The following is a 26,632-nucleotide window of genomic DNA, read 5'->3' as shown; positions in this document are numbered from 1 at the left end:
CCTCGCCTGTGAGTCCACCATCACCCGTGTCCCAGCAGTCCCGTTCCGCTCGTACCGAAAGAAACGCCATGCGTCCCACCACCAATCCGGCCCGTCCGCTGAATGGACTCGCGGCGCTCCTCGGAATCGAGCAGACCGGCTGGGACGGAGTGTCGGCGACCGGCATCACCCACGACTCGCGAGCGGTGCGGCGCGGCGACATCTACGTTGCGCTGCCCGGCGCGCGCGCACACGGCGCGCAGTTCTCCGCCCAGGCCGCCGAGGCGGGCGCGGCGGCGATCCTCACCGACCCCGACGGGTACGACCGGGCGGCGGCGACGGGCCTTCCCGTCCTGGTGGTGCCCGACGTCCGCGCGCGGCTGGGCGACGCCGCGTCCTGGGTGTACGGGGAGCCCGGACGCGACATCACCCTCATCGGCGTCACCGGGACCAGCGGCAAGACCACCACCGTCTTCCTGCTGGACGCCGGCCTGCGCGCCGCCGGAATCGAGACGGGCCTGGTCGGCGGCGTCGAGATCCGGGTGGCGGGCGAAAGGGTCCCGAGCGCGCTGACCACGCCGGAGTCCACCGACCTGCACGCGCTGCTGGCGATGATGCGCGAGCGGGACGTCGGCGCCGCCGCGATGGAGGTCTCCAGCCACGCACTCACCCAGGGCCGCGTCGGCGGCGCGGTGTTCGAGGTCGCGGTCTTCACGAACCTGTCCCAGGACCACCTGGACTACCACCCGACCATGAAGGACTACTTCCTGGCCAAGGCCCGGCTGTTCACGCCCGAGTACTCCCGCGTCGGCGTCGTCAACCTCGACGACCACCACGGCCGCGAGCTGCTGGACATCGCCACGGTGCCGACGACGACGTTCTCGGCGTCCGGCGACCCGGCGGCCGACTGGCGGGCCGAGGACGTGCGCGTCGGCGCCGACGGCAGCGTGTTCCGCGTCGTCGGGCCCCTCGGCATCGAGGCCGACGCCGAGGTCCGGCTCGCAGGGCCGTTCAACGTCGCCAACGCGCTCGCCGCGATCGTCGCGCTCGTCGAGGCCGGCATCCCGCTCCAGGCGGCCGTGCACGGGGTGGCGTCGCTGCCCGGCGTCCCCGGCCGGCTGGAGCGCGTGGACGAGGGCCAGGACTTCGTCGCGCTCGTCGACTACTCCCACAAGCCCGGCGCGGTCGAGGCCGTCCTGAACGCGCTGCGGCCCGTCACCGAGGGCGACCTCACGGTGGTGCTCGGCTGCGGCGGCGACCGTGACCGCGGCAAACGCCCGCTGATGGGGGAGGCCGCCGCCCGGCTGGCCGACACCGCCTACTTCACCAACGACAACCCGAGGTCGGAGGATCCGCTGGCCATCCTCGCCGCTATGGTCGAGGGCGGACTCAAGGTGCCGCAGCGCGGGCGGGCGCACATCGTGGTGGAACCCGACCGTGCCGCCGCGATCGCCCTGGCCGTCGGCCGGGCCCGCCGCGGCGACGTCCTCGTCATCGCGGGCAAGGGGCACGAGCAGGGCCAGAACGCGGCGGGCGAGGTCCAGCCGTTCGACGACCGGGAGGTCGTCCGCGGGGCGCTGCGGCGCCATGCGAAAGAAAGAAGAGGGGACGGAACGCAGGCGTGATCCCACTTCCGCTGTCGACGATCGCGGAGATCACGGGGGGCACCCTTCACGGGCCTCCGGACGCCGTGGTGAGCGATCCCGTGGTGAGCGATCCCGTGGTGAGCGATCCCGTGGTGAGCGGTCCCGTCGTCATCGACTCCCGCGCGGCCGGGCCCGGGGCGCTGTTCGCGGCGCTGAAGGGCGAGCGCGCGGACGGGCACGACTTCGCGTCCGCGGCCCTGGCCGCCGGCGCCGCCGCGGTCCTCGCGCAGCGCCCGGTGGACGGCGGGCCGTGCGTGGTCGTCGCCGACGTCCAGGAGGCGCTCGGACGGCTGGCCAGGGGCGTGCTGGAGCGGCTGCCGGACGTGACCGTCACCGCGGTCACCGGCTCCGCCGGCAAGACGTCCACCAAGGACCTCATCGGGCGGCTCGCGGGCCGCGCGGGCCCCGTCGTCTTCCCGCCCGGCTCGTTCAACAACGAGATCGGGCTTCCGCTGACCGTGCTGCGCGCCGACGCCGCGACCCGCCACCTGGTCCTGGAGATGGGCGCCCGCGGCATCGGCCACATCGCCTACCTCACCGGGATCGCGCCGCCCGACGTCGGCGTCGTGCTGAACGTCGGCACCGCGCACGTCGGGGAGTTCGGCAGCCGCGAGAACATCGCCCGCGCCAAGGGCGAGCTCGTCGAGGCGGTCCGGCCGGGCGGCACCGCCGTGCTGAACGCCGACGACCCGCTCGTCGCCGCCATGGCGTCGCGCACGCGCGGCGAGGTCGTCACCTTCGGCCGGTCCCCGGACGCGGCGGTCCGCGCCGCGGACGAGACGCTCGACGAGCAGGGCCGGGCCAGGTTCACCCTCGTCACGCCGGAGGGCTCGGCGCCGGTCGCGCTGCGCCTGCACGGCTCGCACGCCGTCCCCAACGCGCTGGCCGCGGCCGCGGCGGCGCGGGCGGCGGGGCTCGCGCCCGCCGAGATCGCCGCGGGCCTCTCGGAGGCGGAGCCGGTCAGCCGGTGGCGGATGGAGGTCACCGAGCGGGCCGACGGGGTGACCGTGGTGAACGACGCCTACAACGCCAACCCCGACTCGACGCGAGCCGCGATCGACGTGCTCGCGCACATGGCGCGGGGCCGCCGCGCGTACGCGGTGCTGGGGGAGATGGCCGAACTGGGCGACTCGTCCGCCGCGGAACATGCCAAGATCGGGGAGCATGCGGCGCGCAGCGGGATCGCGGGCCTCGTGGTCGTCGGCGCGAACGCGGCGGCGATGGCCGGCGGGGCCGGGCAGGTGGGGTCATGGACAGGAGAGTGCGTGCAGGTGGATGACGTCGGCGCGGCGGTCGCCGCGCTCAGCGAGCGGCTCGCGCCGCGGGACGTCGTGCTGGTGAAGGGCTCTCGCGTGGCCGGACTGGAACGGGTGGCCGAGGCGATCCTCGCGGAGGGCGGCCGATGACCAACATCATCATCGCCGCGGGGGTCGCGCTGATCCTCGTGATGCTCGGCACGCCGGTGTGGATCCGGATCGTCAACCGGCTCGGCTACGGCCAGATGATCCGCGACGAGGGGCCTCAGGCGCACCTCAACAAGCGCGGTACCCCCACGATGGGCGGGACGGTCTTCATCGTCGGCTCGCTCGTCGGCTACGCGGTGGCGCACCTCGTCACCGGCACCGAGCCGACCATCTCCGGCATGCTGGTGCTGTTCCTGATGACCGGGCTCGGCCTCGTCGGCTTCGTGGACGACTACATCAAGGTGTTCAAGCAGCGCAGCCTCGGCCTGCGCAGCGGCGCCAAGATGATCGGCATCGTCCTCGTCGGCGTCGTGTTCGCCGTGGCGTCCCTCAACTTCCCCAACGGCTACCAAGTCACCCCCGCCGACCCCCACCTGTCCTTCCTGCGCGACTTCGGCCCCTCGATCGGCCCGTACTTCTTCGTGGTGTGGGCGCTGCTGCTCATCGCGGCCATGTCCAACGGCGTGAACCTCACCGACGGCCTCGACGGGCTCGCGGCGGGCCCGGCCGGCATGGTGCTGGCCGCCTACGTGATCATCGGGAACTGGCAGCTGCGCAACAGCTGCGAGTTCGCGCTCGACCCCAAGTGCTACACCGTCCGCGACCCCCTCGACCTCGCGGTGGTCGCCGCGGCCGTGCTCGGCGGCGTGTTCGGGTTCCTGTGGTGGAACGCGCCGCCCGCGAAGATCTTCATGGGCGACACCGGTTCTCTGGCCCTCGGCGGCGTGCTGGTCGGACTCGCGATCCTCACCCGCACCCAGTTCCTGCTCGCCATCCTGTGCGGGCTGATCGTGATGATCACCCTGTCGGTGATGATCCAGGTCGGCGGGTTCAAGATGACCGGGAAACGCGTGTTCAAGATGGCCCCGCTGCAGCACCACTTCGAGCTGTCCGGCTGGGCCGAGACCACGATCGTCGTGCGCTTCTGGCTGATGTCCGCGCTGTTCACCGCGATCGGCATCGGCCTGTTCTACCTGGAATGGATGCCCAAGTAGTGAGCAGCAGCCGTTTCGCAGACCGGTCCGTGTGCGTCGCCGGGCTCGGCGTCTCCGGGCGCGCCGCCGCCCGCGTTCTCGCCGGGCACGGCGCCCGCGTCACCGTCGTGGACGCCCGCGACGGCGAGGAGCAGCGCGGCCACGCCGCCGAACTGGAGGCCCGCGGGGTCACGGTCCGGCTCGGCGACGGCGAAAGCCTGCCGGACGGCACCGGCCTGGTGGTGACATCGCCGGGCTGGCGTCCGGACGTGCCGCTGCTCGCCGCGGCCGCCGCGTCCGGCGTCGAGATCATCGGCGAGGTCGAGCTGGCCTGGCGGCTCCGCCCCGAGGGCGCCGCGCCGTGGCTGGCCATCACCGGGACCGACGGCAAGACCACCGTCGTCCGGATGCTGGCGTGCATGCTCACCGCCGCCGGCCACCACGCACTCGCCGTCGGCAACGTCGGGACGCCCATCGTGGAGGCCGTCTCCCGGGGGCATGGGGAGCCGTCCCCCCAAGGGACGCAACGGCCGTATGACGTGCTGGCGGTGGAGCTGTCGAGCTACCAGCTGCACTGGTCCGCATCACTCGCCCCGGAGGCGGCCGCGGTGCTGAACGTCGCGCCCGACCACCTCGACTGGCACGGCTCCATGGACGCCTACGTCGACGCCAAGGCCAAGATCTTCGGGCCGGGCTGCGTCGCCGTCTACAACGCCGACGACGAGACGTCCGCCGCGCTGGCCGAACGCGCCCCCGACGTGGACCGGCGGGTCGGCTTCACGCTCCAGGTGCCGCGTCCCGGCGAACTCGGCGTCGTCGAGAACCTGCTGGTCGACCGGGCGTTCACCGGCGACCCCGCACGGCAGGCCGCCGAGCTGGCCGCGCTCGCCGACGTCCACCCGTTCGCGCCGCACAACGTCGCCAACGCGCTCGCCGCCGCCGCCCTCGCCCGCGCGTTCGGGGTGCCGCCCGAGGCCGTCCGCGACGGCCTGCGGGCGTTCGTGCCCGACCCTCACCGCATCCAGCACGTCGCGGACGTCGCGGGCGTCACCTACGTCAACGACTCCAAAGCGACCCAGCCGCACGCGGCCGCCGCGTCCCTGGCCGCCTACGAACCGGTCGTGTGGATCGCCGGCGGGCTCCTCAAGGGCCTGGACGTCGACGACCTGGTGCGTTCGTGCACCGGGCGGCTGCGCGGCGTCGTGCTGATGGGACGCGACCGGCACCGGATCGCCGAGGCGCTCGCGCGACACGCCCCGGATGTCCCCGTCGTGGACGTCCCCGACACCGACACTGGGGCCATGGACCGCGTCGTCAACGAAGCCTCCGGGCTCGCCCGGCCGGGCGACACCGTGCTGCTCGCCCCCGTCGGGGCGTCCTTCGACATGTTCGCCAACTACCCGGCCCGCGGTGACGCCTTCATCGCCGCCGTCGAACGCCTCGCCGGCACGGCCCGCGGCGCCGACCTGGGGGACGCCCCCCGGAACCCCAGTGCCGATCCGGGGGACGACCCCCGGAACCCCCGTGCCGACCCGGGGGACGGCCCCCGGAACCCCCGGTAGAGACGTGACCGCCGTACCGGCCGACGAGGAGGACGGCGGGCGCCCGGGGCCGCGCGAGCAGGTGGTCGCCGCCATCGGGCTGCTCGACCGCCCCCTGACGTCCTACTACCTGATCCTGGGCTGCACGGTGATGCTGCTCGCGCTCGGCCTGACGATGGTGCTGTCGGCGTCCAGCGTCAGCCAGCTCCAGGCGACGGGCTCGGCCTACCCCCTGTTCCAGAAGCAGGCCCTCTGGATGGCGATCGGGCTGCCCGGCATGTGGGTGGCGTCCCGCCTGCCGGTGAAGACGTTCCGCGCGCTCGCCTACCCGCTGCTGCTGCTGTCGATCGTCGTGCTGTCGATGGTGCTGGTCCCCGGGCTGGGCCGCAGCGCGGGAGGGGCGACCCGCTGGGTCGACCTCGGGCCGGTGCAGATCCAGCCGTCCGAACTGGCCAAGCTCGCCCTGGTGCTGTGGGGCGCCGACCTGCTGGCCCGCAAGGAGCGGCTCGGGCAGCTGACCGAGTGGCGGCCGCTGCTGGTCCCGCTGATGCCCGGCGCGGGCATCGTGGTCCTGCTGGTGATGATGGGCAGCGACCTCGGCACCACGCTGGTGCTCCTCACGATCTTCCTGGCGCTGCTGTGGGTCGTCGGCGCCCCCGGGCGGCTGTTCGTCGGCATCGCCGGGCTCGTGTGCCTGCTGGTGTCGATCCTCATCGTCGTCGAGCCGTACCGGATGCAGCGGCTCACCGGGTTCCTCGACCCGTCCGGCAACCAGCTCACCACCAACTACCAGGGCACGCAGGGCCTGTACGCGGTCGCCTCGGGCGGCCTGTTCGGCACGGGCCTCGGGGAGGGGCGTGCCAAATGGGACTATCTGCCGGAGGCCGAGACCGACTTCATCTTCGCGATCGTGGGGGAGGAGTTCGGGCTCGTCGGCACCCTCGTCGTCCTGTCCATGTTCGGGCTGCTCGCCTACGCGGGCCTGCGGATCGCCCGGCGGGTGGCCGACCCGTTCACCCGGCTGGCCGCCGCGGGCGCCACGTCCTGGCTGGTCGTGCAGGCCATCGTGAACATCGGGGCCGTCATCGGCGTCCTCCCCATCACCGGCATCCCGCTTCCGCTCGTGTCCTACGGCGGATCGGCGCTGATCCCGAGCCTGTTCGTGCTCGGGATGCTGCTCGCGTTCGCCAAACGCGAGCCCGGTGCGAGGCAAGCACTCTCCGCACGGGGCCCCGGACCGGTCGTGAGGGCTCTAAGCTGGCTGGGTCTGGCACGGCGTTGAAAACCCCCTCCGGGGGTCCGGGGGACGTCCCCCGGATCGACCCGCCCCCACCGGGATGCCGGAACGTCGCGTCCGCGTGCGTGCCCACTAGCCGGACGCGCGGCACCCGACACAGTCGAACACGCTGAGGAGTTGTCAACCAGCATGAGGGTTGTCCTGGCCGGCGGCGGCACCGCCGGACACATCGAGCCCGCTCTGGCTCTCGCCGACGCGCTGCGCCGCAACGACCCGAACACCGGGATCGTCTGCCTCGGCACCGAACGGGGCCTGGAGACCCGCCTCGTCCCGCAGCGTGGCTACGAACTCGCCCTGATCCCGCCGGTGCCGCTGCCGCGCACGCTGACCCCGCGGCTGCTGTCGGTCCCCGGCCGGCTGCGCGGGGCGATCAACGCGGCGGCGGCCGTCCTCGACCAGGCCCAGGCCGACATCCTGGTCGGTTTCGGCGGCTACGTCGCCACCCCCGGCTACCTGGCCGCGCGCAAGCGGAAGGTACCGATCATCGTCCACGAGGCCAACCCCAAGCCCGGCCTCGCCAACAAGCTCGGCGCCCGCTTCACCGAGCACGTCGCGGTGTCGCACGCCGACTCGCCGCTGCCGAACCCCACGTTCGTCGGCATCCCGCTCCGCCGCGAGATCGCCACCCTCGACCGCCTCGCCATGGGCGACAAGGCCCGCTCCTACTTCGGGCTGCTGCCCGACCTGCCCACCCTGCTGATCTTCGGCGGGTCGCAGGGCGCCCGGTCCCTCAACCAGGCCGCCGTCGCCTCGGCGCCCTACTTCCGGCAGGCGGGCATCCAGGTCCTGCACATCGTCGGGCCGAAGAACACCGAAGAGCCCGAGCCGGTGTCCGGCGGACCGCAGTACGTCACGATCCCGTACTGCGACCGGATGGACCTCGCCTACGCCGCCGCCGACATGGCCATGTGCCGCGCCGGCGCCATGACGTGCGCCGAACTGGCCGCGGTCGCGCTGCCCGCCGCGTACGTGCCGCTGCCGATCGGCAACGGCGAGCAGCGGCTGAACGCCGAGCCGATCGTCGAGGCCGGCGGCGGCCTGCTCGTCGACAACGCCGACCTGACCCCCGACTGGATCGCGCAGAACATGCTGCCGGTGCTGGCCGACCCGGCCCGCGTCGCGACCATGTCGGAGGCCGCCGGGCGGATGGGCCGGCGCGACGCCGACGTCGCGCTCGCCCAGATGGTGTACGACGTGGTCCGTTCGGCGGGCGCCGGCCGATGAGCCTGATCGATCCATGCGACGTCGTGCCCGCCGGCGAGCTCGGCCGGGTCCACTTCATCGCGATCGGGGGCGCCGGGATGTCCGGCATCGCCCGCATCATGCTGCGGCGCGGCCTCGCCGTGTCCGGCAGCGACGCCCGCGACTCCGAGCTGCTCACCCAGCTCGGCGACCTCGGCGCCAAGGTCTTCGTCGGGCACGACGCCGGGCACGTCGGCGACGCCGACACCGTGGTCGTCTCCACGGCGATCCGCGACACCAACCCGGAGCTGGTCGCCGCCCGCGAGCGCGGCCTGCGGGTCCTGCACCGCTCGGCCGCGCTCGCCTCGCTGATGGCCGGCCGCCGGGCGGTCGCGGTCGCCGGCACGCACGGCAAGACGACCACGACCTCGATGCTGACGGTCGCGCTCCAGCACGCCGGCGCCGACCCGTCCTACTGCATCGGCGGGCAGCTGGTCACCACCGGCCTCGGCGCCGACGAGGGCACCGGCGACGTGTTCGTGGCCGAGGCCGACGAGAGCGACGGCTCCTTCCTCATGTACACGCCGCACATCGCGGTCGTCACCAACGTCGAGGCCGACCACCTCGACAACTACGGCGGCTTCGCGATGGTGAAGGAGAACTTCGCCAGGTTCGTCGACCGCGTCGAGCCGGGCGGGACGCTCATCGTCGGCGCCGACGACCCGGTCGCGATGGAACTGACGGAACGGGCCCGGGCGCGGGGGCTGACCGTCCGGACGTACGGCGAGGCCGAAGGCGCCGACCTGCGGGTGGCCGGATTCACCCCGCGGGGCCTCGGCTCCCGGTTCGAGATCGGCGGGATCGGCGAGGTCGCGCTGGGCGTCCCCGGCCGGCACAACGCGCTCAACGCCGCCGCCGTGGTCGCGGTCGCGCAGGCCCTCGGCCTGGACGACGTGCCCGTCCGCGCGGGCCTCGCCGCGTTCGGCGGCGCGATGCGGCGGCTGGAGCGCAAGGGCGAGGCGGGCGGTGTCGAGGTGTTCGACAGCTACGCCCACCACCCGACCGAGCTGACCGCCGACCTGGACGCCACCCGTGACTACCTGGGGGAGAAGCAGGGCGGCCGGATCATCGCCGTCTTCCAGCCGCACCTGTACAGCCGCACCCGGTTCTTCGCCGCCGAGTTCGGCGCGGCGCTCGGCCTCGCCGACGTCGCCGTCGTCCTGGACGTGTACGGCGCCCGCGAGGACCCCGAGCCCGGTGTGACGGGCGCGCTGGTCGCCGACGCCGTCCCGGCCGGCACCGACGCCGTGTACGCGCCCGTCCGGGACGAGGTACCCGGCATCGCGGCCGCGCTCGCCCGGCCCGGCGACGTCGTCATCACCCTGGGCGCGGGGGACGTGACCCGGCTCGGCCCGCTCATCATGGAGCGCCTCGCCGGTTCGTGAAGGACCGGTTCGTGAAGGACACGCCGCCGCGCGGTCGGCGGCGGGCGGGCAGAACACTGCCAAGCTTGGGTCATGACCGAGGCGCGGACGGGCCGGCGGGCCGCTTTGGACGGCGGGCCGGGGGAGGAGCACGGCCGTCCGGGACGGTGGAAGGTCGTCTTCGTCACCCTGCTGGTGCTGGGAGCGCTGGGTGCGGTGACGTGGGTGCTGCTCGGCTCCCGTCTGCTGGTGGTGCGGTACGTCGAGGTGACCGGCGCCGAACTGGCCTCCCGCGACCGGATCGTCGCCGCCGCCGGAATCCACATCGGCAGGCCGATGGCGCGGCTGGCGACCGGCGAGATCCGGGAACGGGTCGAGCGGCTCCGGGAGGTCGAGTCCGCCGAGATCGAGCGGCACTGGCCGGGGACCGTCCGCATCGCGGTCCGCGAACGGGTGCCGGTGGCCGTCTTCGAACGCGACGGCCGCTACCACCGGATCGACCGGCACGGCGTCGTCGTGGCCGACGGGGAGGGCAGGCCGTCCGGGTTTCCGACGCTGACCGTCGCCTCGCCGGGCCCATCCGACAGGACGACCCTCGCGGCCCTCACCGTGCTCTCCGACCTGCCGGAACGTCTGAGGGAGAGGCTGCGCGAGGTGGCCGCGACCGGGCCCGAGGCGGTCACCCTGCACATGGCGGGCGGCCAGACGGTGGTGTGGGGCGCCGCAGAACGGGCAGAGCAGAAGATCCGTCTGCTGGACGCGTTGTGGCGCACGGCGGCGGGGCGGGCCGTCCGCACCGCCGACGTCAGCTCCCCCGAGGTGCTCAAGACGAAGTGAGCATCCGGGCGCACCGGCCGTCCGGGCGCTTCACGGGAAAGGCGTTTGCGGTGCCGTTCGGGTCCGGTGCGTGTGTCGCGGCGATTCCGGCGGTTCGATGGGGCACGCTTGAACGGTCGGCCGGAAGTACCGGCGGGCGCGGACGAATTGATTTCGGCGGTACCGACATCGCAGTGAAGGCGGACGACGGTGTGCACAGCCCGGGAACGGCCAGATCTCCTTTGCCGACCAGGGCGAACCCGCGGCCTTCGCGACACGCCGGTGGAGTTGGGGGGAGGTTAGTTGACCCTGGCGGTAAGGCCGCCCTACTGTCCGTATCAGTCCTCAGGTTGACATAACTGTAAGCCTCAAGTTGAGGGTGAGGGTTCTGGTGGACCGGCTTCCAAGGCCGGATCCCGCCGGGCTCGGCCCGCAAGTGCACACAGGTCAGGAACACCGCGGCGGCACGGTCTCAGACCGGGCAGGGCGGTCGGATAGAGCGGAAAGGCCCCTCGTCGTGGCAGCACCGCAGAACTACCTCGCGGTCATCAAGGTCGTCGGCATCGGCGGCGGCGGCGTCAACGCCGTCAACCGGATGATCGAAGAGGGACTCAAGGGCGTCGAGTTCATCGCGATCAACACGGACGCCCAGGCGCTGCTGATGAGTGACGCCGACGTGAAACTTGACGTGGGCCGCGAGCTCACCCGGGGCCTCGGCGCCGGAGCCAACCCCGACGTCGGCCGCAAGGCCGCCGAAGACCACCGTGAGGAGATCGAAGAGGTCCTCAAGGGCGCCGACATGGTGTTCGTCACCGCCGGAGAGGGCGGCGGCACGGGCACCGGCGGCGCGCCCGTGGTGGCCAACATCGCCCGCTCCCTCGGCGCGTTGACGATAGGAGTCGTCACGCGCCCCTTCAGCTTCGAGGGAAAGCGCCGCGCCATGCAGGCCGAGGCCGGCATCGAGACGCTGCGCGACGAGGTCGACACCCTCATCGTCATCCCCAACGACCGGCTGCTGTCGATCTCCGACCGGCAGGTCAGCGTGCTGGACGCGTTCAAGGCCGCAGACCAGGTGCTCTTGTCCGGTGTGCAGGGCATCACCGACCTGATCACCACGCCCGGCCTGATCAACCTCGACTTCGCCGACGTCAAGTCCGTCATGTCCGGCGCCGGCTCGGCGCTGATGGGCATCGGTTCCGCGCGCGGCGACGACCGCAGCGTCGCCGCGGCCGAGATGGCGATCTCCAGCCCGCTGCTGGAGGCCAGCATCGACGGCGCGCACGGCGTGCTGCTGTCCATCTCCGGCGGCTCCGACCTCGGCCTGTTCGAGATCAACGAGGCGGCGCAGCTGGTGTCCAACGCCGCCGCACCCGACGCCAACATCATCTTCGGCGCGGTCATCGACGACGCGCTCGGCGACGAGGTCCGGGTCACGGTGATCGCGGCGGGTTTTGACGAGGGCCGCCCTGCTAAGCCGGCCCCGGAACCCGAGACCAAGAGACTGCCCCCGCCGCCCCGTCCCGCGCCGCTGCCCGCGTCCGCGGCGCCCGCCGCGCCCGCCAACCCGATCCCGAGCAGGGTCGGGCGATCGGAGCAGCCGGCGAGCGCCCAGCAGTCCGCGCCGCAGCAGTCGGTGGCGCAGGCGGCCGCGGCGCCGCAGACCGCGGGTCACGCGTCCGCCGCACCGCAGCGCTCCGACACCGACCGGGCCCAGACGCCCGCACAGGGACAGGACGACCGCGCCGCCGGACGCGGCGGATCGGGCGAGCACGCCCGGCCCGACGGCACCGCCTCCCCGCAGCCCGGCCCGCCCGCCGACCGGGACGCGGGCGCGTCCGGCGGAGAGCCCGGCGGCTCGCGTGCCCCCGCGCCCCGCCCGGCGTCCGAGCAGACCCCTTCCCGCGTGCACGCGGGGGAGAGCGACGGCGGCCCCGCCTCCTCCGGGCAGCGCCGCCGTCCCGTGGTGTTCGACGAGGACGACGACCTCGACGTCCCCGACTTCCTGAAGTGATCACCACCGTCGCCCTGGGCGACGGCGTCGGCGCCGCCTTCACCGGCCGTGCCGGCGGCGTGAGCACCGCCCCCTACGACTCCCTCAACCTCGGTGGCGCGGCCGGCGACGACTCCGCCGCCGTCCTGGACAACCGGCGGCGCGCCGCCGCCCGCCTCGGCGTCGACCCCGGACGCACCGTCTTCATGCGGCAGGTGCACGGCGCCGGCGTCGCGTTCGTCACGTCCCCCGATGTTCCCGGCCCGGTCGACGCGGTCGTCACGACCGTCCCCGGCCTCGCCCTCGCCGTCCTGGTCGCCGACTGCGCGCCCGTCCTGCTGGCCGACCCCGTCGCCGGGATCGTCGGCGCCGCCCACTCCGGCCGCCCCGGGACCGCCGCCGGAGTCGTCCCCGCGCTGGTGAAGTCGATGTGCGAGCGGGGCGCCGACCCCGCGAGGATGACGGCCGCGATCGGCCCCGCCGCGTGCGGCCGCTGCTACGAGGTCCCCGAGACGATGCGCGACGAGGTCGCCGCCGTCGTGCCCGCCGCGTACTCCACCACGTCGAAGGGCACCCCGGGCCTCGACATCCGCGCCGGCATCGTCGAGCAGCTCGCCGCCGGCGGCGTCACCGGCGTCCGCGTCGACCACCGCTGCACCATCGAGGATTCCGGGCTCTTCTCCTACCGCCGCGACGGCCGCACCGGCCGCTTCGCCGGATACGTCTGGCTCAAGGGCGACGCGTGACCGGGGAGCGCCGGGCCGAACTGGCCGAAAGCATCGCCGGGGTGCGCGCGCGCATCGCCGCCGCCTGCGCCGCCGCCGGCCGGGACGAGGACGAGATCACGTTGATCGCGGTGACCAAGACGTTCCCCGCGTCCGATGTGCGGCTGCTGGCCGGACTCGGCCTCACCGACGTCGGCGAGAACCGCGACCAGGAGGCCCGCCCGAAGGCCGCCGACTGCGCCGACCTCCCTCTCACCTGGCACTTCGTCGGCCGTCTGCAGACCAACAAGGCCCGCGCCGTCGCCGGGTACGCCGATGTCGTCCACTCGGTGGACAGGCCCCGCCTCGTCTCGGCGCTGTCGGACGCCGCAGTCCGCGCCGGCCGCACCCTGCGCTGCCTCGTCCAGGTCTCCTTGGACGAGGCGGAGGGGCGCGGCGGCGCATCACCCGCGGACGTTCCCGCGCTCGCCGACGTGATCGCCGAGGCCGGCGGCCTGGAGTTCGGCGGCGTGATGGCCGTCGCGCCGCTCGGCGCCGACCCGGCTCCCGCCTTCACGCGGCTGGCCGGGATCGCCGAAAGTGTCCGCCGGAACCATCCGGGCGCCCGGATCGTCTCTGCGGGTATGAGCGGCGATCTGGAACAGGCGATCGCGTGCGGCGCGACACACCTGCGGGTCGGTACGGCGTTGCTCGGCGGCCGACGGGCAATCGTCAGGTAATGTCCCCCCAGTGGTACCTGCCGGAACGCGGGCCGCCACAACGGATCAGTCCACGGCGGCCCCGGACGCGCCCGGAGCCGCGGCCACAGGACACGGAGGGGCGTATGGCCAGCGCGATGCGCAAGATGGCGGTCTACCTCGGCCTTGTGGAGGACGATCGCTACGACGACAAGTACGGCGACTACGACGAGTACGAGATCTACGACGAGGAGACCGACTCCGGGCAGGGCCGCCGTCGCGAGGACGAATCCGGCGGTCAGCTTACCCGAGCCGACGAGGCCGCGGACCGCGAACGCGACCATCACTCCACGTCGACCATAGAGCGGCGCTCCGTGGCGCTGTACGAGTCCGGTACCACCGACCTCGCTCGTATCACTACGCTGCATCCAAGGACCTACAACGAGGCGAGGACCATCGGCGAGCACTTCCGGGAGGGCACACCGGTCATCATGAATCTGACCGAGATGGTCGACAGCGACGCCAAGCGTCTGGTCGACTTCGCGGCGGGTCTCGTGTTCGGCCTGCACGGGAGCATCGAGCGTGTTACGAACAAGGTGTTCCTCCTGTCGCCCGCCAACGTGGAGGTGACGGCCGAGGACAAGGCCCGGATGGCTGAACGAGGTTTCTTCAACCAGAGCTGAGATCCACATGCGAGAGAACCCGTGAACATCGTTGGAACCGTCCTGCAGGCGGTGCTCTACTTCTTCCTCCTGTTCCTGATCGGGAGGTTGATCCTGGAGATCCTGCAGTCGTTCGCCCGGCAGTGGAAGCCGACCGGGGTCGTACTGGTGATCGCCGAGGCGACCTACACCGTCACCGATCCGCCCCTGAAATTCCTCAGACGCTTCATCCCGCCCATTCGACTGGGTAACGTTGCGCTGGATCTCAGCTTCACCGTCCTCATCCTTGTGGTCTGGATCCTGATCATCATCGTCGGCTCCGCGTTCGGCGGAGGTTAGGTCGATCGGATACCGTCCTTCGGGACAGACTCCAAGCGCGCCAAGGAGACGAGACATGCCGCTGACACCCGCGGATGTGCGGAACAAGCAGTTCAGTACCACCAGGCTGAGGCCGGGGTACGACGAGGAGGAGGTGGACGCCTTCCTCGACGAGGTCGAGGCCGAGCTCGACCGCCTCATCCAGGAGAACGAGGAGTTGCGGGCCAAGCTCGCCGAGTGCCTGCGCGGCAAGGTTCCCGCCATGGCGGCCCCCATCGTGGAGCCCAAGCCGGACGTCCAGAAGATCCCGGAGCCGCCCCGGCCCGAGCCGCAGCCGCAGCCCGAGCCGGAGCCGGTCCTCGGCGGTCTCGGCATGTCCGCCGCGCCCACCGGCGAGGACAACATGGACACCGCCGCCCGCGTGCTCGCGCTGGCGCAGCAGACCGCCGACCAGGCGATCGCCGACGCCCGCCGCGAGGCCGACGAGACGCTCGGCCGCGCCCGCCGCGAGGCCGAGGAGATCCTCGGCAAGGCCCGCCGGCAGGCCGACCAGATCGTCAGCGAGGCCCGCTCCCGCGCCGAGGCCCTCGACCGCGACGCCCAGGAGCGGCACCGCCAGGTCATGGGCTCGCTCGTGCAGCAGCGCGAGGAGCTCGAGCGCGAGGTCGACAACCTGCGCGCGTTCGAGCGCGAGTACCGCAGCAGGCTGAAGGTGTACCTGGAGGGCCAGCTGCGCGACCTGGAGGCGGGCAGCACCGAGACCGGCGCGTTCGCCGCCGTCCCGGGCGCGGCCCCCGCGCAGCCGCAGCAGAACGTTCCCCAGGGCGGTCCGCAGACGGGCCCGCAGAACACCCTGCAGCACAATGACAACCGCAACGGCGCCCCTGGCGGCTCCGGACCGGCGCCGGGCCAGTTCCCGCCGCCCGCCGAGCACACCCAGCAGGTGCAGCACTCCGCGACCGGGGCGTTCCACGCCGGCGGTGACAACCCGCCGCACGAACGGCGCTGAGGCGGGCATCGCGGGCGATAGTGTCTTCCCGATCGCCGCGCCGAGGATGGCACCGCAGCCCTCCCGGCGGCGCGGGGAGTCCGGCCGGTGCCGGCCGCCGGGGAGCCGAGCGGCCTGAACGAGGGAGAGAGACCCTGTGATCATCCTGAGCGGCGTTCTCGTGGTGGTGGCGATCGCCCTGCTGGTAGCGGGAATCGTCGCCGGCAACGGAGACAGCGCCGAGGTGTTCAACCTGGACGCCCTGTTCGTGATCTATATTTCGATCGCGGTCAGCATCGTCTCGGCACTGTGCCTGGCCATCGGGGTGTTCCTGCGCCGCAAGGAGCTCTTCGGCGCGGGGGTCTCACCGACGGCCGCCCGCAGGAGCAAGAAGCCCAAGAAGGACAAGCGCAAGAAGGCCGCCCCCGCCCCCGCCCCCGCAGCCGGCGCCATGGGCGTACCGGCGGCCAAGGCCCCGGTGGCGGACCCGGCCGACGACGAGGTGGAGATCCCCGCCCCGCCGGCCGACGTCCCCCAGGACGCGCTGGTGTTCGTCGTCCGCGGCCGCAAGCGCTACCACCTCGACACCTGCCGGCAACTCGCCGGGCGTGAGACCGAAGAGCTCACCTACGCCGAGGCCAAGGAGGAGGGGTTCAGCCCCTGTACCGCATGCATGCCCGACACCGCACTGGCGGCGCGCGCCGCGGCGTCGGGACCCGTGTCACCCGGCACGGGCAAGGCGGCAGGGGACGTGCCCGTACCTCCGAAGCCCGGCATGGAGCGCTCTGAGGGCGGCCTGGCCGGTCTCGCCAAGCCGGCGCCCTCGCCGGCTTCCGCGCCCACCTCGTTCGACAAGACGGCGGAGATCCCGCGGGCGGACCGGTCGGCCGAGCCGGAGCGCCCGGCGCCCGGGCCCGCGGGCCCGACCCTCACCGACATGCCGGTGGCGAGCCTCTTCGCCCGCGAAGAGCCCGCCAAGGCCGCGGAGAAGGCCGAGGCCGCCGAGCCGGAGCCGGAGGGTCACTCCGCCGGCGAACGGCCCGCTGAGGCCGAATCCGCGCCAGCTGACACCACCGTCGGCGTGGGCGCCGCATCCGCCGCCGAGCCGGACGCCGACACCGCCGTCCCGGAGGCCGCGGCTCCGAAGCCCCGCGGCGCCGACGACGACGACGCCCCGCCGCAGCCGGCCGGGGAGCCCGAACCCGAGCCGGCCGCCGAGGCCCCGCAGGACGAGCCCGGCGACGGCGGTCCGCAGGTCCGCATCCTGAGCGGCACCAAGCGCTACCACCGCACCGACTGCGCCCTCATCGAGGACATCGGCGACGAGGCCGACGACCTGGAGGCGCTGTCCCGCGCCGAGGCCAAGTCCCGCGGCTGCACGCCCTGCCTCGTCTGCCAGCCCGACCGCGAGCACGCCCGGGACTGATACCGCCCGGGGCGGCTCAGCGGTCGCGGCGGCGCTCGCGGATCTCCGCGCGCCGCTCCTGGTGCAGCCGGTGGGCCTCCCCGTGCCGGTCCCGGCGACGGCCCTTGCCGCCCACCTCCCGGCGGGTGACGGACACGCCGCCGAACAGCACCAGGCCGGTCAGCCGGATGACGGGCGCGTCCGGGTCCGTCGTGTCGTCGTCCGGCAGGTCGTTGCCGCCGAAGATCGCGACATTGGACCCGACGACCCGGACCCCGGGCGGCACGATCAGGTTCACGCCGCCGAACACGCAGGTGACGTTGACGGTCACCTCGCTGCGGCTGAGGACTGCCTGCCGGAAGTCCATGTCCACGCCGCCGAACACGCACGACACGTTGGTGGTCGGCTCGACCAGCCAGCGGCCCTTCCGCTCCGCCCCACCGAAGATCGCCACCAGGTTCGGCGACTGAGGCGCCGGCGGGGCGGGCACCTGCTCGTCCTTGCGCAGATCGACCCTCGGTCCCTGCGCCGGCGGCAGGTCGCTGAGGACCGGCTCGAGTTCGGCGTACGTCTTGGCCTTGTAGACCGCGTCGATCCGCTCCGCGTGCTCCTCCGGCGTGATGCGCCCTTCGGCCAGCGCTTCGCGCAGACGGTCGGCGACCTGATCACGATCGGCGTCCGACGCGCGCATGCCGGCGGCGGGGGGCCGCGCCGGAGGTTCGGAAGGCTGCTCGGGAAGATTCACCCTCCAATCATTGCAGCGTTGCCCAAGGGGGACGACCCCCCGCGGGCCGGGCGGCCTTCGGGCGCGGAGCGCCTTCCGGCCACCCGGCCCGCGGAGCGCGTGGTCGGGATTCCTACTCGGCGGCCTTGCGGAGGTAGTGGGTGAGGCCCAGTTCCTCGTCCCGGGTCGCCGGGAGGCCGTCGGGGCGGCCTTCGGTGACCGTGGTCGCGAGGACCTCGGCGGCGATCTCGCCGGTGTGGGCGCGCAGCGCCTCGGCCAGGTCGGTGCCGGTGGCCTCCCACCACAGGTCGATGCGGTCGGTGACGTCCAGGCCGGCGGCCTTGCGGGCCTCCTGGACGAGGCGGACGGCCTCGCGGACCAGGCCGGCGCGGCGCAGTTCGGGCGTGACCGTGAGGTCGAGCGCGACGGTCTCGCCGGCGGCGCTCTCCACCGCCCAGCCGGTGCGCGGCCGCTCGGTGACGATCACGTCGTCCGCGGAGAGCGGCACCGTGCCGAGTCCCTCGACCTCGACTCCGGCGGTGCCGTCGCGGACGGTGCCCACGAGGGCCGCCGGATCGGCGGACGTGATCGCCTTGGCGACCTTCGGGGTGTCCTTGGCGTAGCGCTTGCCGAGTTCGCGGAAGTTGGGCTTCACCTCGTACTCGACCAGGTCGCCGCCGATCGAGGAGAGCTCCTCGAAGCCGAGGACGTTCAGCTCCTCGGAGATCTGCGCGCGGAGCTGGGCGGGCAGCGCGGACCAGCCCGCGGCGCCGACCAGGGCACGGCCGAGGGGCTGGCGGGTCCGGACGCCGCTGGCGGCGCGGGCGGAGCGGCCGAGCTCGACCAGCCGGCGGACGAGCGCCATCTGCGCGGTCAGTTCCTCGTCCACGAGGTCCTCGTCGACGGCCGGCCAGTCGGCGAGATGCACCGACTCGGGGCCGCCGGCGGGGCGGATGACGTCCCAGACGTGGTCGGTGATGAAGGGGACCATCGGCGCCATCAGGCGGGTGAGGGTCTCCAGGCACTCGTAGAGGGTCGCGAAGGCCGACGAGCCGTCGGGGGTCTCGGGCCCCTCCCAGAAGCGCCGGCGGGAGCGGCGCACGTACCAGTTGGACAGGTCGTCGACGAACTGGGCCAGGTGGCGTCCGGCGCGGGCGGTGTCGAAGTCCTCCAGGGCGGCGTCGACCTCGCGGACGGTGCGGTGCAGCCCGGCGAGCGCCCAGCGGTCCAGGAGGGGGCGGTCGGCCGGGGCGGGCGCCTCGCCCAGGCGGTCGGGCGTCCACGCGCGGCCCTGCGCCTGTGCCGCGTTGGCGTACAGGACGAAGAAGGACGCGGTGTTCCAGTAGGTGAGGAGGACCTTGCGGACTATCTCCTCCAGGGCGCCGTGGCCGACGCGGCGGGACGCCCAGGGCAGGCCGCTGGCGGCCATGAACCAGCGCACCGCGTCGGCGCCGTGCTCGTCCATCAGCGGGATGGGCCGCAGCACGTTGCCGAGGTGCTTGCTCATCTTGCGGCCGTCCTCGGCGAGGATCAGCCCCAGGCACACGACGTTCTCGTAGGACGAGCGGTCGAAGACCAGCGTCCCGACGGCCATGAGGGAGTAGAACCAGCCGCGGGTCTGGTCCTGGGCCTCGCAGATGTACTGCGCGGGGTAGGAGTTCTCGAAGACCTCGTCGTTGCGGTGGGGGGCGCCCCACTGCGCGAACGGCATGGAGCCGGAGTCGTACCAGGCGTCGATGACGTCGGGGACGCGGCGCGCCTCCGCCCCGCACCGGTCCGAGTCCGCGTCTCCGGCGCGGGCGGGGCAGGGGAACGTCACGTCGTCGACGTAGGGGCGGTGCGGGTCCAGTGCGGACATGTCGCTTCCGGCGAGTTCGCCCAGTTCCTTGAGCGACCCGACGCAGGTGACGTGGTTCTCGTCCTCGCCGCAGACCCACAGGGGGAGCGGCGTGCCCCAGTAGCGGCTGCGGGACAGCGACCAGTCGACGTTGTTGCGCAGCCACTCCCCGTACCGGCCGTGCTTGACCGTTTCGGGGTACCAGTTGGTCTTCTCGTTCTCCTCCAGCAGCCGGTCCTTGATCTGGGTGGTGCGGATGTACCAGGCGGGGAGCGCGTAGTAGAGCAGCGGCGTGTGGCAGCGCCAGCAGTGCGGGTAGCTGTGTTCGAAGTGCCCGCCGCGGAACAGCAGCCCGCGCGCGCGCAGGTCATCGGTGAGGGGCTCGTCGGCGTCTTTGAAGAACTTGTCTCCGACCAGCGGCACCTCGCGCAGGAAGCGCCCGTCCGGCCCGATGGGGTTGACGATCGGCATCCCGTAGCGCTTGCAGACGATCATGTCGTCGCCGCCGAACGCGGGGGCCTGGTGGACGAGGCCGGTGCCGTCCTCGACGGTGACGTAGTCGCCCAGGACGACGTAGTGCGCGTCCGGGATGTCGACCAGGTCGAACGGCCGCCGGTAGGCGGTGCGCTCCAGTTCGGCGCCCTGGTACGCGGCGAGTCGTTCGGCGCCTTCGCCGAGGACCTGGTCGAGAAGGGGCTCGGCCACGACGAGGACCTCGTCGGAGCCCGCGGGCCGGGCGGCGACGTAGGTGACGTCGGGGTGGACGGCCACGGCGGTGTTGGACACCAGCGTCCACGGCGTCGTCGTCCAGATGAGCAGCGCGGCGCCCATCTCGGCGAGCGGACCGGACGTGGCGGGCATCCGCACGTACACCGACGGGCTGGACACCTCCTCGTACGCGCCGGGCTGGCCCAGCTCATGGTCGGACAGTCCCGTCCCGCAGCGCGGGCAGTACGGCGTGATGCGGAAGTCGCGGAACAGCAGGCCCTTGTCGAACACCTGCTTCAGGGACCACCAGACCGCTTCGACGTACTCGGGGTCCATCGTGCGGTACGCCTGGTCGGTGTTGACCCAGTAGCCCATGCGCTCGGTCATCTCTTCGAACGCGTCCACATGGCGCAGGACCGATTCGCGGCAGCGGTCGTTGAACTCCGCGACGCCGTACTCCTCGATGTCCTTCTTGCCGGTGAGGCCGAGTTCCTTCTCCACGGCGACCTCGACGGGCAGCCCGTGGCAGTCCCAGCCCGCCTTGCGGGGGACGTGGTAGCCCTTCATCGTCTTGAAGCGCGGGAAGACGTCCTTGAACACGCGCGCCTCGACGTGGTGGACGCCCGGCATGCCGTTGGCGGTCGGCGGGCCCTCGTAGAACACCCATCGGGGGCCGGACGCGGTGCGTTCCAGCGACCGCTCGAAAATCTTGCTCTCCCGCCAGCGGCGCAGCATGTCCCGCTCCAGGGCGGGCAGATCGACCTGCGCTGGCAGCGGCCGAAAACCTCGGCTCACGATGGCGGACCTCCGGATCGACGTGACCACGTTGACCGGAGGGACGAGGCGTGCCCGGTCCGACCGAGCGGGGCCCCGCGGTACCACCCTCCTTGACCCTGCCACCGGGCGCCCCGGCGGCACGATCCGCTTCGTTCGAGTCTCGGCTGCCGGGTCTACTGGGCCCGCGGACGGACGTCCGGGACGGTTCCTCCGGCGGCTCCGGGGTGATCAGACCGCCGGGCTCGCCCCCGGGCTCGCACCGTCCCCGGGTCGCTCATGGCTGCGTGCGGCGGCAGGTGTCCCCATCAGCGCCTGCCGATACGACTGCTCGTCCAGACTCTAACGCACGCGGGACGCGCCCTCTTCCCGTTTTCCCGCCGGGCGGCCGCCGGGGGGGCGGGTTCCGTTCCTTTGCGATCTCGTGCGGCGACCTGGGGTTTCCAGGCGATCGACGACGGGGCATAAGGCGTCGGTAACGCAGCCGAGGTCGTTTGCCGCGTCCGAGAAAGGGGACTTATGCTGCCCGCACTGCCCGTCGAGGCGATCAGCGCGAGGGGGGCCGATATGGCCGGCGCGAAGAGGGGCACCAAGCCCGACGAGACGCTGCCCGATGAGAAGCCGTCTCCGGAGAGGCCGGCCCCGGAGAAGTCGCCCGCCGGCAAGAAGCGCCGGGGCACGAGGCGGTCCCCGGCCGCGAAACCGGGCGGGGCGGCGTCCGGACGCGTCTCCGCCAAGCCCGGGAAGGCGGGCGGGAACGGCGCCGCGGCGGTGGACGGCCTGTCCCCGGCGAAGGCGGCGGAGCTGCCGGTCCGCGAGGGGGAGCACCAGTGGACGCCCGGTGAGCTCGCCGAGGTGCGGGCCGGCCTGCAGGAGCAGATCGAGGCGCTGCGCGGCGAGATCGCCGCGTCGGCGAGCCAGATCGCCGAGGGCGACAGCAGCGACGGCGCCGGCGACGACCAGGCCGACGCGGGCGCCAAGACCTACGAGCGCGAACACGAGCTCGCGCTGTCCTACAATTCTCAGGACCTGCTCGCCCAGATCGAGCGGGCCGTCCAGCGGATGGACGGCGGCACGTACGGAATCTGCGAGTCCTGCACCAGGCCGATCGGCAAGGCGCGGCTCCAGGTCTTCCCGCGTGCGACCCTGTGTGTGACATGCAAACAACGCGAGGAACGTCGCTGAGCGACTCAACGAACCCAGAGGGCGGGGCCGGGGAATCCACGGGATCTCCTCGGCCGCGCCGCGTCGGCGTGCTGATCGCCGTGGCGCTGACCGCGCTCACCGCCGACATCGTGTCCAAGATCATCGTGGTGGCGGCGCTGCAGGACCGCGAGCCGATCCGGCTGCTCGGCGGGCTGCTGACCCTGCGCGAGACCCGCAACAGCGGCGCCGCCTTCTCCATCGGCACCGGCTACACGATCGTCTTCACCCTGATCGCCATCGGTGTGGTGGTCGCGATCCTGCGCACCGCCCGCAACCTTCGGAGCCTGCCCTGGGCGATCTGCCTGGGCCTGCTGCTCGGCGGCGCGGTCGGCAACCTCATCGACCGGCTGCTGCGGGCCCCGGCGCCGCTGAAGGGCCATGTCGTCGACTGGATCCAGGTACCGAACTTCCCGGTGTTCAACCTGGCCGACTCGTCGATCGTCTGCGGCGGCGTCCTGGCCGTCCTGCTGGCGGCGCGCGGGCTCCAGATCGACGGGACGCGCCTGCCCGGCAAACACGAGGGCGACGCCGGGGAGCCCGGGCCCCCGGATCCCCGCGAGCCCGAGCCCGAGCCCGAGCCCGGCGGCGAGGCCGAGTCCGTACACGAGCCCGTGCACGAGCCCGAGCCCGTGCACGAGCCCGAGAGGCCCGCGTCAGACGGCGCCACCGCCGCGGCGCCGGAGGAGAAGGCCTGATGGGCGAGGTGCGCAGCCTCCATGTCCCGGACGGGCTGGAGGGGGAGCGGGTCGACGCGGCGCTGGCGCGGCTGTTCGGGCTGTCGCGGGGCAGCGCCGCCGACATGATCGCCGCCGGGGACGTCCTGCTGGACGGCGCCGAGGTGGCCACCAAGTCCGAGCGGCTGCACGCGGGCGCCTGGCTGGAGGTCACGCTCCCGCCGCCGCCCGCACCGCCCGCGCCGGTCGCCGAGCCCGTCCCCGGCATGGCCGTCCTGTACGAGGACGACGACATCGTCGTGGTGAACAAGCCGGTCGGCGTCGCCGCGCACCCGACCACCGGCTGGACGGGCCCGACCGTCCTCGGCGGGCTGCTGGGGGCCGGGCACACGATCGCGACCAGCGGCGCGTCCGAGCGGCAGGGCATCGTGCACCGCCTGGACGCCAACACCACGGGCGCGATGGCCGTGGCCAAGAGCGAGGTCGCGTACTCGCGGCTGAAACGCGCGTTCAAGGAACGCCGTGTCGACAAGCGTTACCAGGCGCTCGTGCAAGGCCACCCGGACCCGTTCCGCGGGACGGTCGACGCGCCCATCGACCGGCATCCGTCGGGCGACGGCCGGTTCGCGGTCGTGGGGGGCGGCAAGCCGTCGGTGACGCACTACGACACCGTCGAGGCGTTCCGGGCGGCCACGCTGCTCGACATCGACCTGGAGACGGGCCGGACACACCAGATCCGGGTGCACATGGCCGCGATCCGCCATCCCTGCGTGGGCGACATGGCGTACGGCGCGGACCCGACCCTGGCGGCGCGTCTCGGCCTGAAACGGCAGTGGCTGCACGCCGCCCGGCTGGGCTTCGAGCACCCCACGACCGGTGAGCGGGTGGAGTTCGAGAGCCCGTACCCGGACGACCTGGCCCGCGCCCTGGAGATCGTCGAAGCGGAGTCCTGAGCGGTCAGAGGCCGAGCAGGCGCAGCCCGGCGGCGACGCCGGCGGCCACGATCAGGACCACCAGGAACGGGAGCCGCAGCAGGAGCGCGGCGACGGCCGCGCCCAGGCCCGCCATGCGGGCGGCGTCGAACTCCAGGGCCTTGCCGTCGGCGAGCGCCTGCACGGCGATCAGCGCGGTCAGCAGCGCCACGGGGACGAGTTCGGTGAACCGGCGCACCCGGGGGCCGTCCAGGACCCGCTGCGGCGTGAGGAGCCCGGCGAGCTTGAGCGCGTAGCAGCCGAGCCCGGTGGCGACCACCGCGATCCACACGTTCACGTCGTCTCCGTCCGCCTGATCAGGGCGGGCAGCGCGGCGGCGGCGGCCAGCATGACCGGCACGCCGGGCGGCAGCAGCGGAGTCGTGGCGAGCGCGATCGCCGCGGCGGCCACCGCGACCCGCACCTCCCGCCGTCCCGCGGAGAGCCTGGGCCACAGCAGCGCCAGGAACGCCGCGGGCCCGAGGACGTCCAGGCCGACGACCTCGGGGTCGCCCAGCCGTGCCGCACCCGCCGCGCCCAGGAGCGTGGTGGTGTTCCAGGCCAGGTAGAGGCTGATCGCCGTGGTGTAGAACCCGGCGCGGGCGGCCGCCCGTCCGCGCTGCGCGGTCGCGACGGCGGTGGTCTCGTCGATGATGACGTGCGCGGTGAGCAGGCGGCGCCCGCCCCGGACGCCGAGCATGTCCGCGAGCCGCATCCCGTACAGGGCGTTGCGGCCGCCGAGCAGCACCGCGCCGAGCGACCCGGCGACCAGCCCGCCGCCCCCGCCGATCACTCCTGCCAGCGCGAACTGGGACGCCCCGGTGAACGCGAGCAGGCTCAGCACGCACGCCTGCGCGACGGTGAGTCCCGCCGTGACCGCCGCCGCCCCGAACGCGAGCCCGGACACGCCGACGGCGATGCCCACGCCCAGCCCGTCCCGCACGGCGGCCTTCCGGGCCTCGTCGTCCGGTGCGGCCTCCCCGGCGCCGGCCCTGGTCTCGGTAACGCTCATGCCGCCGACGGTAGGACCCCGCCCGCCGCGCGTTCTTGAACGTTCTTGCGGCCGCGTCAAGACGGCCGCCGGGCTTCGGCGGCGTCGAGCCCGGCCTCGATGACCGCGTTCATGATGCGGGTGAGCCGGTCCGGGCCGAGGGACGGGGCACGCGCCGCCATCGCCTCGACGATCCGCCGCTCACGGCCGGCATCGCGTCCGGCGAAGCCGCCGACCGGCTTGAGCCGCTGGACGGCGGCGGCGACCGCGGCGCGGTGTTCCAGCAGCGTGGCGAGGGCGGCGTCGAGGCCGTCGATCGCGACCCTGGCCTCGCCGAGCGTGGTGACGGCCGCCGCGGACGGCAGCGGAACGCGCAGCTCCGGGACGCCCGGCTCCGGGGTGCGGGGCACTCCGGACGGGCCGCACGCCGGGCAGGCCGCGTCGTGCTCGGCGGGATCGATGACCTGGTCGTGCATTCGGGGCTCCCTCTCGTGCGGCGGCCGTCCGCGCAAGGGGGAGTCCGTGCCCGGGGCCGCTTCCGATCAACAGAAAAGGCAGAGCCCTGGACGGGCTCCGCCTTGGCCGGCTCCGGGGTCGTCGCTCAGGTCACGGCGACCGGCTCACCCGGAGCCGGCTGCGTAAACCTGGGATGGCGACGACGTTCCACGATTCCGATGGTATGCGGCGGCGGCGCCCGCGCGTCAAACCCTGGACAGATCGTCTCGCCCGCTGAGACGAATACCATGTCCGATATGGGGGCAGAGGTCGCACACCACTACCGGCATCCGGCACTGCCCGAGGTCGACCTGCTGCGGGCCCGCTTCGTGACGCACCGGTTCAACCGGCACACCCACGACGGCTACGTGTTCGGCGTGATCGACGCGGGCGTGGAGGAGTTCGAGCACGGCAGCGGCGTCGAGCGCGCCGGGGCCGGCTCGCTCGTGGTCGTCAATCCCGGCGTCGTCCACGGCGGCCACGCGGGCACACCGGACGGCTGGGCGTACCGCGTGATGTACCCGCCGGTCGGCGTCGTGGCCGAGATGGCCGCCGATCTGGGCGCGCGGCCCGGTACGCCCGCGTTCGCCGGACCCGTCCTGGACGACCCGGCCGCCGCCGGCCTGCTGCGCGCCGTGCACCGGGCGGGGGAGAAGGGGGACGCGCTGGCGGCGTCCACCCTGCTGAGGACGGCCCTGGCCGGCCTGCTGACCCGGCACGCGCGCGTCCGGCCGGACGGCACGTCCACCGGAATGCCGGCCGCCGTCCGCGAGGCCCGCGACATCCTGCACGCGAACCTCGTCGGCCCGCCGTCGCTGGAGCGGCTGGCCGAGGCGGTCGGGGTCCGCCCGTTCGCGCTGCTGCGGGCCTTCCGCGACACCGTCGGCCTGCCGCCGCACGCCTACCTCAACCAGGTGCGGGTGCGAAGGGCGCGGGCCCTGCTGGACGAGGGGCTGCCTCCGGCCGACGTCGCGGCGGGCACGGGATTCGCCGACCAGGCCCATCTGACCCGCCACTTCAAGCGCACTTTCGGTGTTCCCCCGGGCGCCTACCGTAGTGCCCGCGGGATTGGGCGCGTCGGCGCGCGGGGGCCCCGCGAAGCGGGTTAGGCTCTCAGCACCGCGTCGTCCCGGTGCCCCGGCCGGGTCGGCGATCTTCCCCCGGGA

24 protein-coding genes are annotated in these 26,632 nt (G+C 73.3%); 19 read left to right on the top strand and 5 right to left on the bottom strand.

Features of this window, described 5'->3' with window-relative positions; all coding sequences use genetic code 11:
• The first annotated feature begins 68 nt into the window (after positions 1-68).
• The 15 genes from ACGFK0_RS26195 to ACGFK0_RS26125 all read left to right on the top strand — a co-directional run bounded on the left by ACGFK0_RS26195 (position 69) and on the right by ACGFK0_RS26125 (position 17,108).
• A complete protein-coding gene (locus ACGFK0_RS26195) occupies positions 69-1,604 on the top strand; it encodes a UDP-N-acetylmuramoyl-L-alanyl-D-glutamate--2,6-diaminopimelate ligase (RefSeq protein WP_392909189.1) in 1,536 nt (511 codons plus the stop codon).
• Positions 1,601-3,031, top strand: a complete 1,431-nt coding sequence (murF, locus tag ACGFK0_RS26190) for a UDP-N-acetylmuramoyl-tripeptide--D-alanyl-D-alanine ligase (RefSeq protein ID WP_392909187.1) — start codon at positions 1,601-1,603, stop codon at positions 3,029-3,031. The genes ACGFK0_RS26195 and murF overlap by 4 nt, the downstream gene beginning before the upstream one ends.
• The gene (gene mraY, locus ACGFK0_RS26185; protein ID WP_392909185.1) at positions 3,028-4,083 is read left to right on the top strand and encodes a phospho-N-acetylmuramoyl-pentapeptide-transferase; all 1,056 of its coding nucleotides are present in this window, start codon (positions 3,028-3,030) and stop codon (positions 4,081-4,083) included. Before murF ends, mraY begins: the two co-directional genes overlap by 4 nt.
• The gene (murD, locus tag ACGFK0_RS26180; protein ID WP_392909183.1) at positions 4,068-5,624 is read left to right on the top strand and encodes a UDP-N-acetylmuramoyl-L-alanine--D-glutamate ligase; all 1,557 of its coding nucleotides are present in this window, start codon (positions 4,068-4,070) and stop codon (positions 5,622-5,624) included. Before mraY ends, murD begins: the two co-directional genes overlap by 16 nt.
• A gap of 4 nt (positions 5,625-5,628) precedes the next feature.
• Positions 5,629-6,885 (top strand): putative lipid II flippase FtsW, encoded by a 1,257-nt coding sequence (ftsW, locus tag ACGFK0_RS26175; protein WP_392909181.1) that lies wholly within the window; start codon positions 5,629-5,631, stop codon positions 6,883-6,885.
• A 144-nt stretch (positions 6,886-7,029) separates the two neighbouring features.
• On the top strand, positions 7,030-8,124 hold the full coding sequence (gene murG / locus ACGFK0_RS26170; protein ID WP_392909179.1) for an undecaprenyldiphospho-muramoylpentapeptide beta-N-acetylglucosaminyltransferase: 1,095 nt from the start codon (positions 7,030-7,032) through the stop codon (positions 8,122-8,124).
• Positions 8,121-9,527: a UDP-N-acetylmuramate--L-alanine ligase gene (gene murC / locus ACGFK0_RS26165; RefSeq protein WP_392909177.1), complete on the top strand. Its 1,407-nt coding sequence runs from the start codon at positions 8,121-8,123 to the stop codon at positions 9,525-9,527. Before murG ends, murC begins: the two co-directional genes overlap by 4 nt.
• Positions 9,528-9,599: 72 nt before the next feature.
• Entirely contained in the window at positions 9,600-10,343 is a 744-nt protein-coding gene (locus ACGFK0_RS26160) for a cell division protein FtsQ/DivIB (protein ID WP_392909175.1), read from the top strand.
• A 496-nt stretch (positions 10,344-10,839) separates the two neighbouring features.
• Complete coding sequence (gene ftsZ, locus ACGFK0_RS26155) at positions 10,840-12,333, top strand: cell division protein FtsZ (protein WP_392909173.1); 1,494 nt, start codon at positions 10,840-10,842, stop codon at positions 12,331-12,333.
• Positions 12,330-13,058 carry a peptidoglycan editing factor PgeF gene (pgeF, locus tag ACGFK0_RS26150; protein WP_392909171.1) on the top strand — a complete coding sequence of 243 codons (729 nt, stop codon included), beginning with the start codon at positions 12,330-12,332 and terminating at the stop codon, positions 13,056-13,058. Before ftsZ ends, pgeF begins: the two co-directional genes overlap by 4 nt.
• Entirely contained in the window at positions 13,055-13,756 is a 702-nt protein-coding gene (locus ACGFK0_RS26145; RefSeq protein ID WP_392909169.1) for a YggS family pyridoxal phosphate-dependent enzyme, read from the top strand. The genes pgeF and ACGFK0_RS26145 overlap by 4 nt, the downstream gene beginning before the upstream one ends.
• A 104-nt stretch (positions 13,757-13,860) precedes the next feature.
• Positions 13,861-14,397 (top strand): cell division protein SepF, encoded by a 537-nt coding sequence (locus ACGFK0_RS26140; RefSeq protein WP_392909167.1) that lies wholly within the window; start codon positions 13,861-13,863, stop codon positions 14,395-14,397.
• 21 nt (positions 14,398-14,418) lie between these two features.
• The gene (locus tag ACGFK0_RS26135) at positions 14,419-14,715 is read left to right on the top strand and encodes a YggT family protein (protein ID WP_392909165.1); all 297 of its coding nucleotides are present in this window, start codon (positions 14,419-14,421) and stop codon (positions 14,713-14,715) included.
• 55 nt (positions 14,716-14,770) lie between these two features.
• The gene (locus tag ACGFK0_RS26130) at positions 14,771-15,703 is read left to right on the top strand and encodes a DivIVA domain-containing protein (protein WP_392909163.1); all 933 of its coding nucleotides are present in this window, start codon (positions 14,771-14,773) and stop codon (positions 15,701-15,703) included.
• 136 nt (positions 15,704-15,839) lie between these two features.
• The gene (locus ACGFK0_RS26125) at positions 15,840-17,108 is read left to right on the top strand and encodes a hypothetical protein (protein WP_392909161.1); all 1,269 of its coding nucleotides are present in this window, start codon (positions 15,840-15,842) and stop codon (positions 17,106-17,108) included.
• A gap of 16 nt (positions 17,109-17,124) precedes the next feature.
• Here ACGFK0_RS26125 and ACGFK0_RS26120 read toward each other — a convergent pair whose 3' ends face one another.
• On the bottom strand, positions 17,125-17,778 hold the full coding sequence (locus ACGFK0_RS26120; protein WP_392909273.1) for a DUF1707 domain-containing protein: 654 nt from the start codon (positions 17,776-17,778) through the stop codon (positions 17,125-17,127).
• 166 nt (positions 17,779-17,944) lie between these two features.
• Complete coding sequence (gene ileS, locus ACGFK0_RS26115) at positions 17,945-21,151, bottom strand: isoleucine--tRNA ligase (RefSeq protein WP_392909159.1); 3,207 nt, start codon at positions 21,149-21,151, stop codon at positions 17,945-17,947.
• A gap of 759 nt (positions 21,152-21,910) precedes the next feature.
• On the opposite strand from ileS, the gene ACGFK0_RS26110 reads away from it, so the two are divergent.
• The 3 genes from ACGFK0_RS26110 (at position 21,911) to ACGFK0_RS26100 (ending at position 23,963) form a co-directional block, all read left to right on the top strand.
• Complete coding sequence (locus tag ACGFK0_RS26110) at positions 21,911-22,315, top strand: TraR/DksA family transcriptional regulator (RefSeq protein ID WP_392909271.1); 405 nt, start codon at positions 21,911-21,913, stop codon at positions 22,313-22,315.
• Positions 22,316-22,383: 68 nt separating this feature from the next.
• Positions 22,384-23,031 carry a signal peptidase II gene (lspA, locus tag ACGFK0_RS26105; protein WP_392909157.1) on the top strand — a complete coding sequence of 216 codons (648 nt, stop codon included), beginning with the start codon at positions 22,384-22,386 and terminating at the stop codon, positions 23,029-23,031.
• Positions 23,031-23,963: an RluA family pseudouridine synthase gene (locus ACGFK0_RS26100; RefSeq protein WP_392909155.1), complete on the top strand. Its 933-nt coding sequence runs from the start codon at positions 23,031-23,033 to the stop codon at positions 23,961-23,963. The genes lspA and ACGFK0_RS26100 overlap by 1 nt, the downstream gene beginning before the upstream one ends.
• A 4-nt stretch (positions 23,964-23,967) precedes the next feature.
• Here ACGFK0_RS26100 and ACGFK0_RS26095 read toward each other — a convergent pair whose 3' ends face one another.
• From ACGFK0_RS26095 to ACGFK0_RS26085, 3 genes are read right to left on the bottom strand one after another with little or no spacing between them, the layout of a single operon-like run.
• The gene (locus ACGFK0_RS26095) at positions 23,968-24,279 is read right to left on the bottom strand and encodes an AzlD domain-containing protein (RefSeq protein WP_392909153.1); all 312 of its coding nucleotides are present in this window, start codon (positions 24,277-24,279) and stop codon (positions 23,968-23,970) included.
• Positions 24,276-24,992, bottom strand: a complete 717-nt coding sequence (locus tag ACGFK0_RS26090; protein ID WP_392909151.1) for an AzlC family ABC transporter permease — start codon at positions 24,990-24,992, stop codon at positions 24,276-24,278. The genes ACGFK0_RS26095 and ACGFK0_RS26090 overlap by 4 nt, the downstream gene beginning before the upstream one ends.
• 56 nt (positions 24,993-25,048) lie before the next feature.
• Positions 25,049-25,447 carry a chorismate mutase gene (locus ACGFK0_RS26085; protein WP_392909149.1) on the bottom strand — a complete coding sequence of 133 codons (399 nt, stop codon included), beginning with the start codon at positions 25,445-25,447 and terminating at the stop codon, positions 25,049-25,051.
• Positions 25,448-25,723: 276 nt separating this feature from the next.
• On the opposite strand from ACGFK0_RS26085, the gene ACGFK0_RS26080 reads away from it, so the two are divergent.
• Positions 25,724-26,575 (top strand): AraC family transcriptional regulator, encoded by an 852-nt coding sequence (locus ACGFK0_RS26080; protein ID WP_392909147.1) that lies wholly within the window; start codon positions 25,724-25,726, stop codon positions 26,573-26,575.
• The last annotated feature ends 57 nt before the right edge of the window (positions 26,576-26,632 follow it).

Source organism: Spirillospora sp. NPDC048823, from assembly GCF_043198445.1.
GTDB lineage: Bacteria > Actinomycetota > Actinomycetes > Streptosporangiales > Streptosporangiaceae > Spirillospora.
The sequence above is the reverse complement of the archived record's forward strand: the minus strand, read 5'-3'. Positions and strand labels throughout refer to the sequence as shown.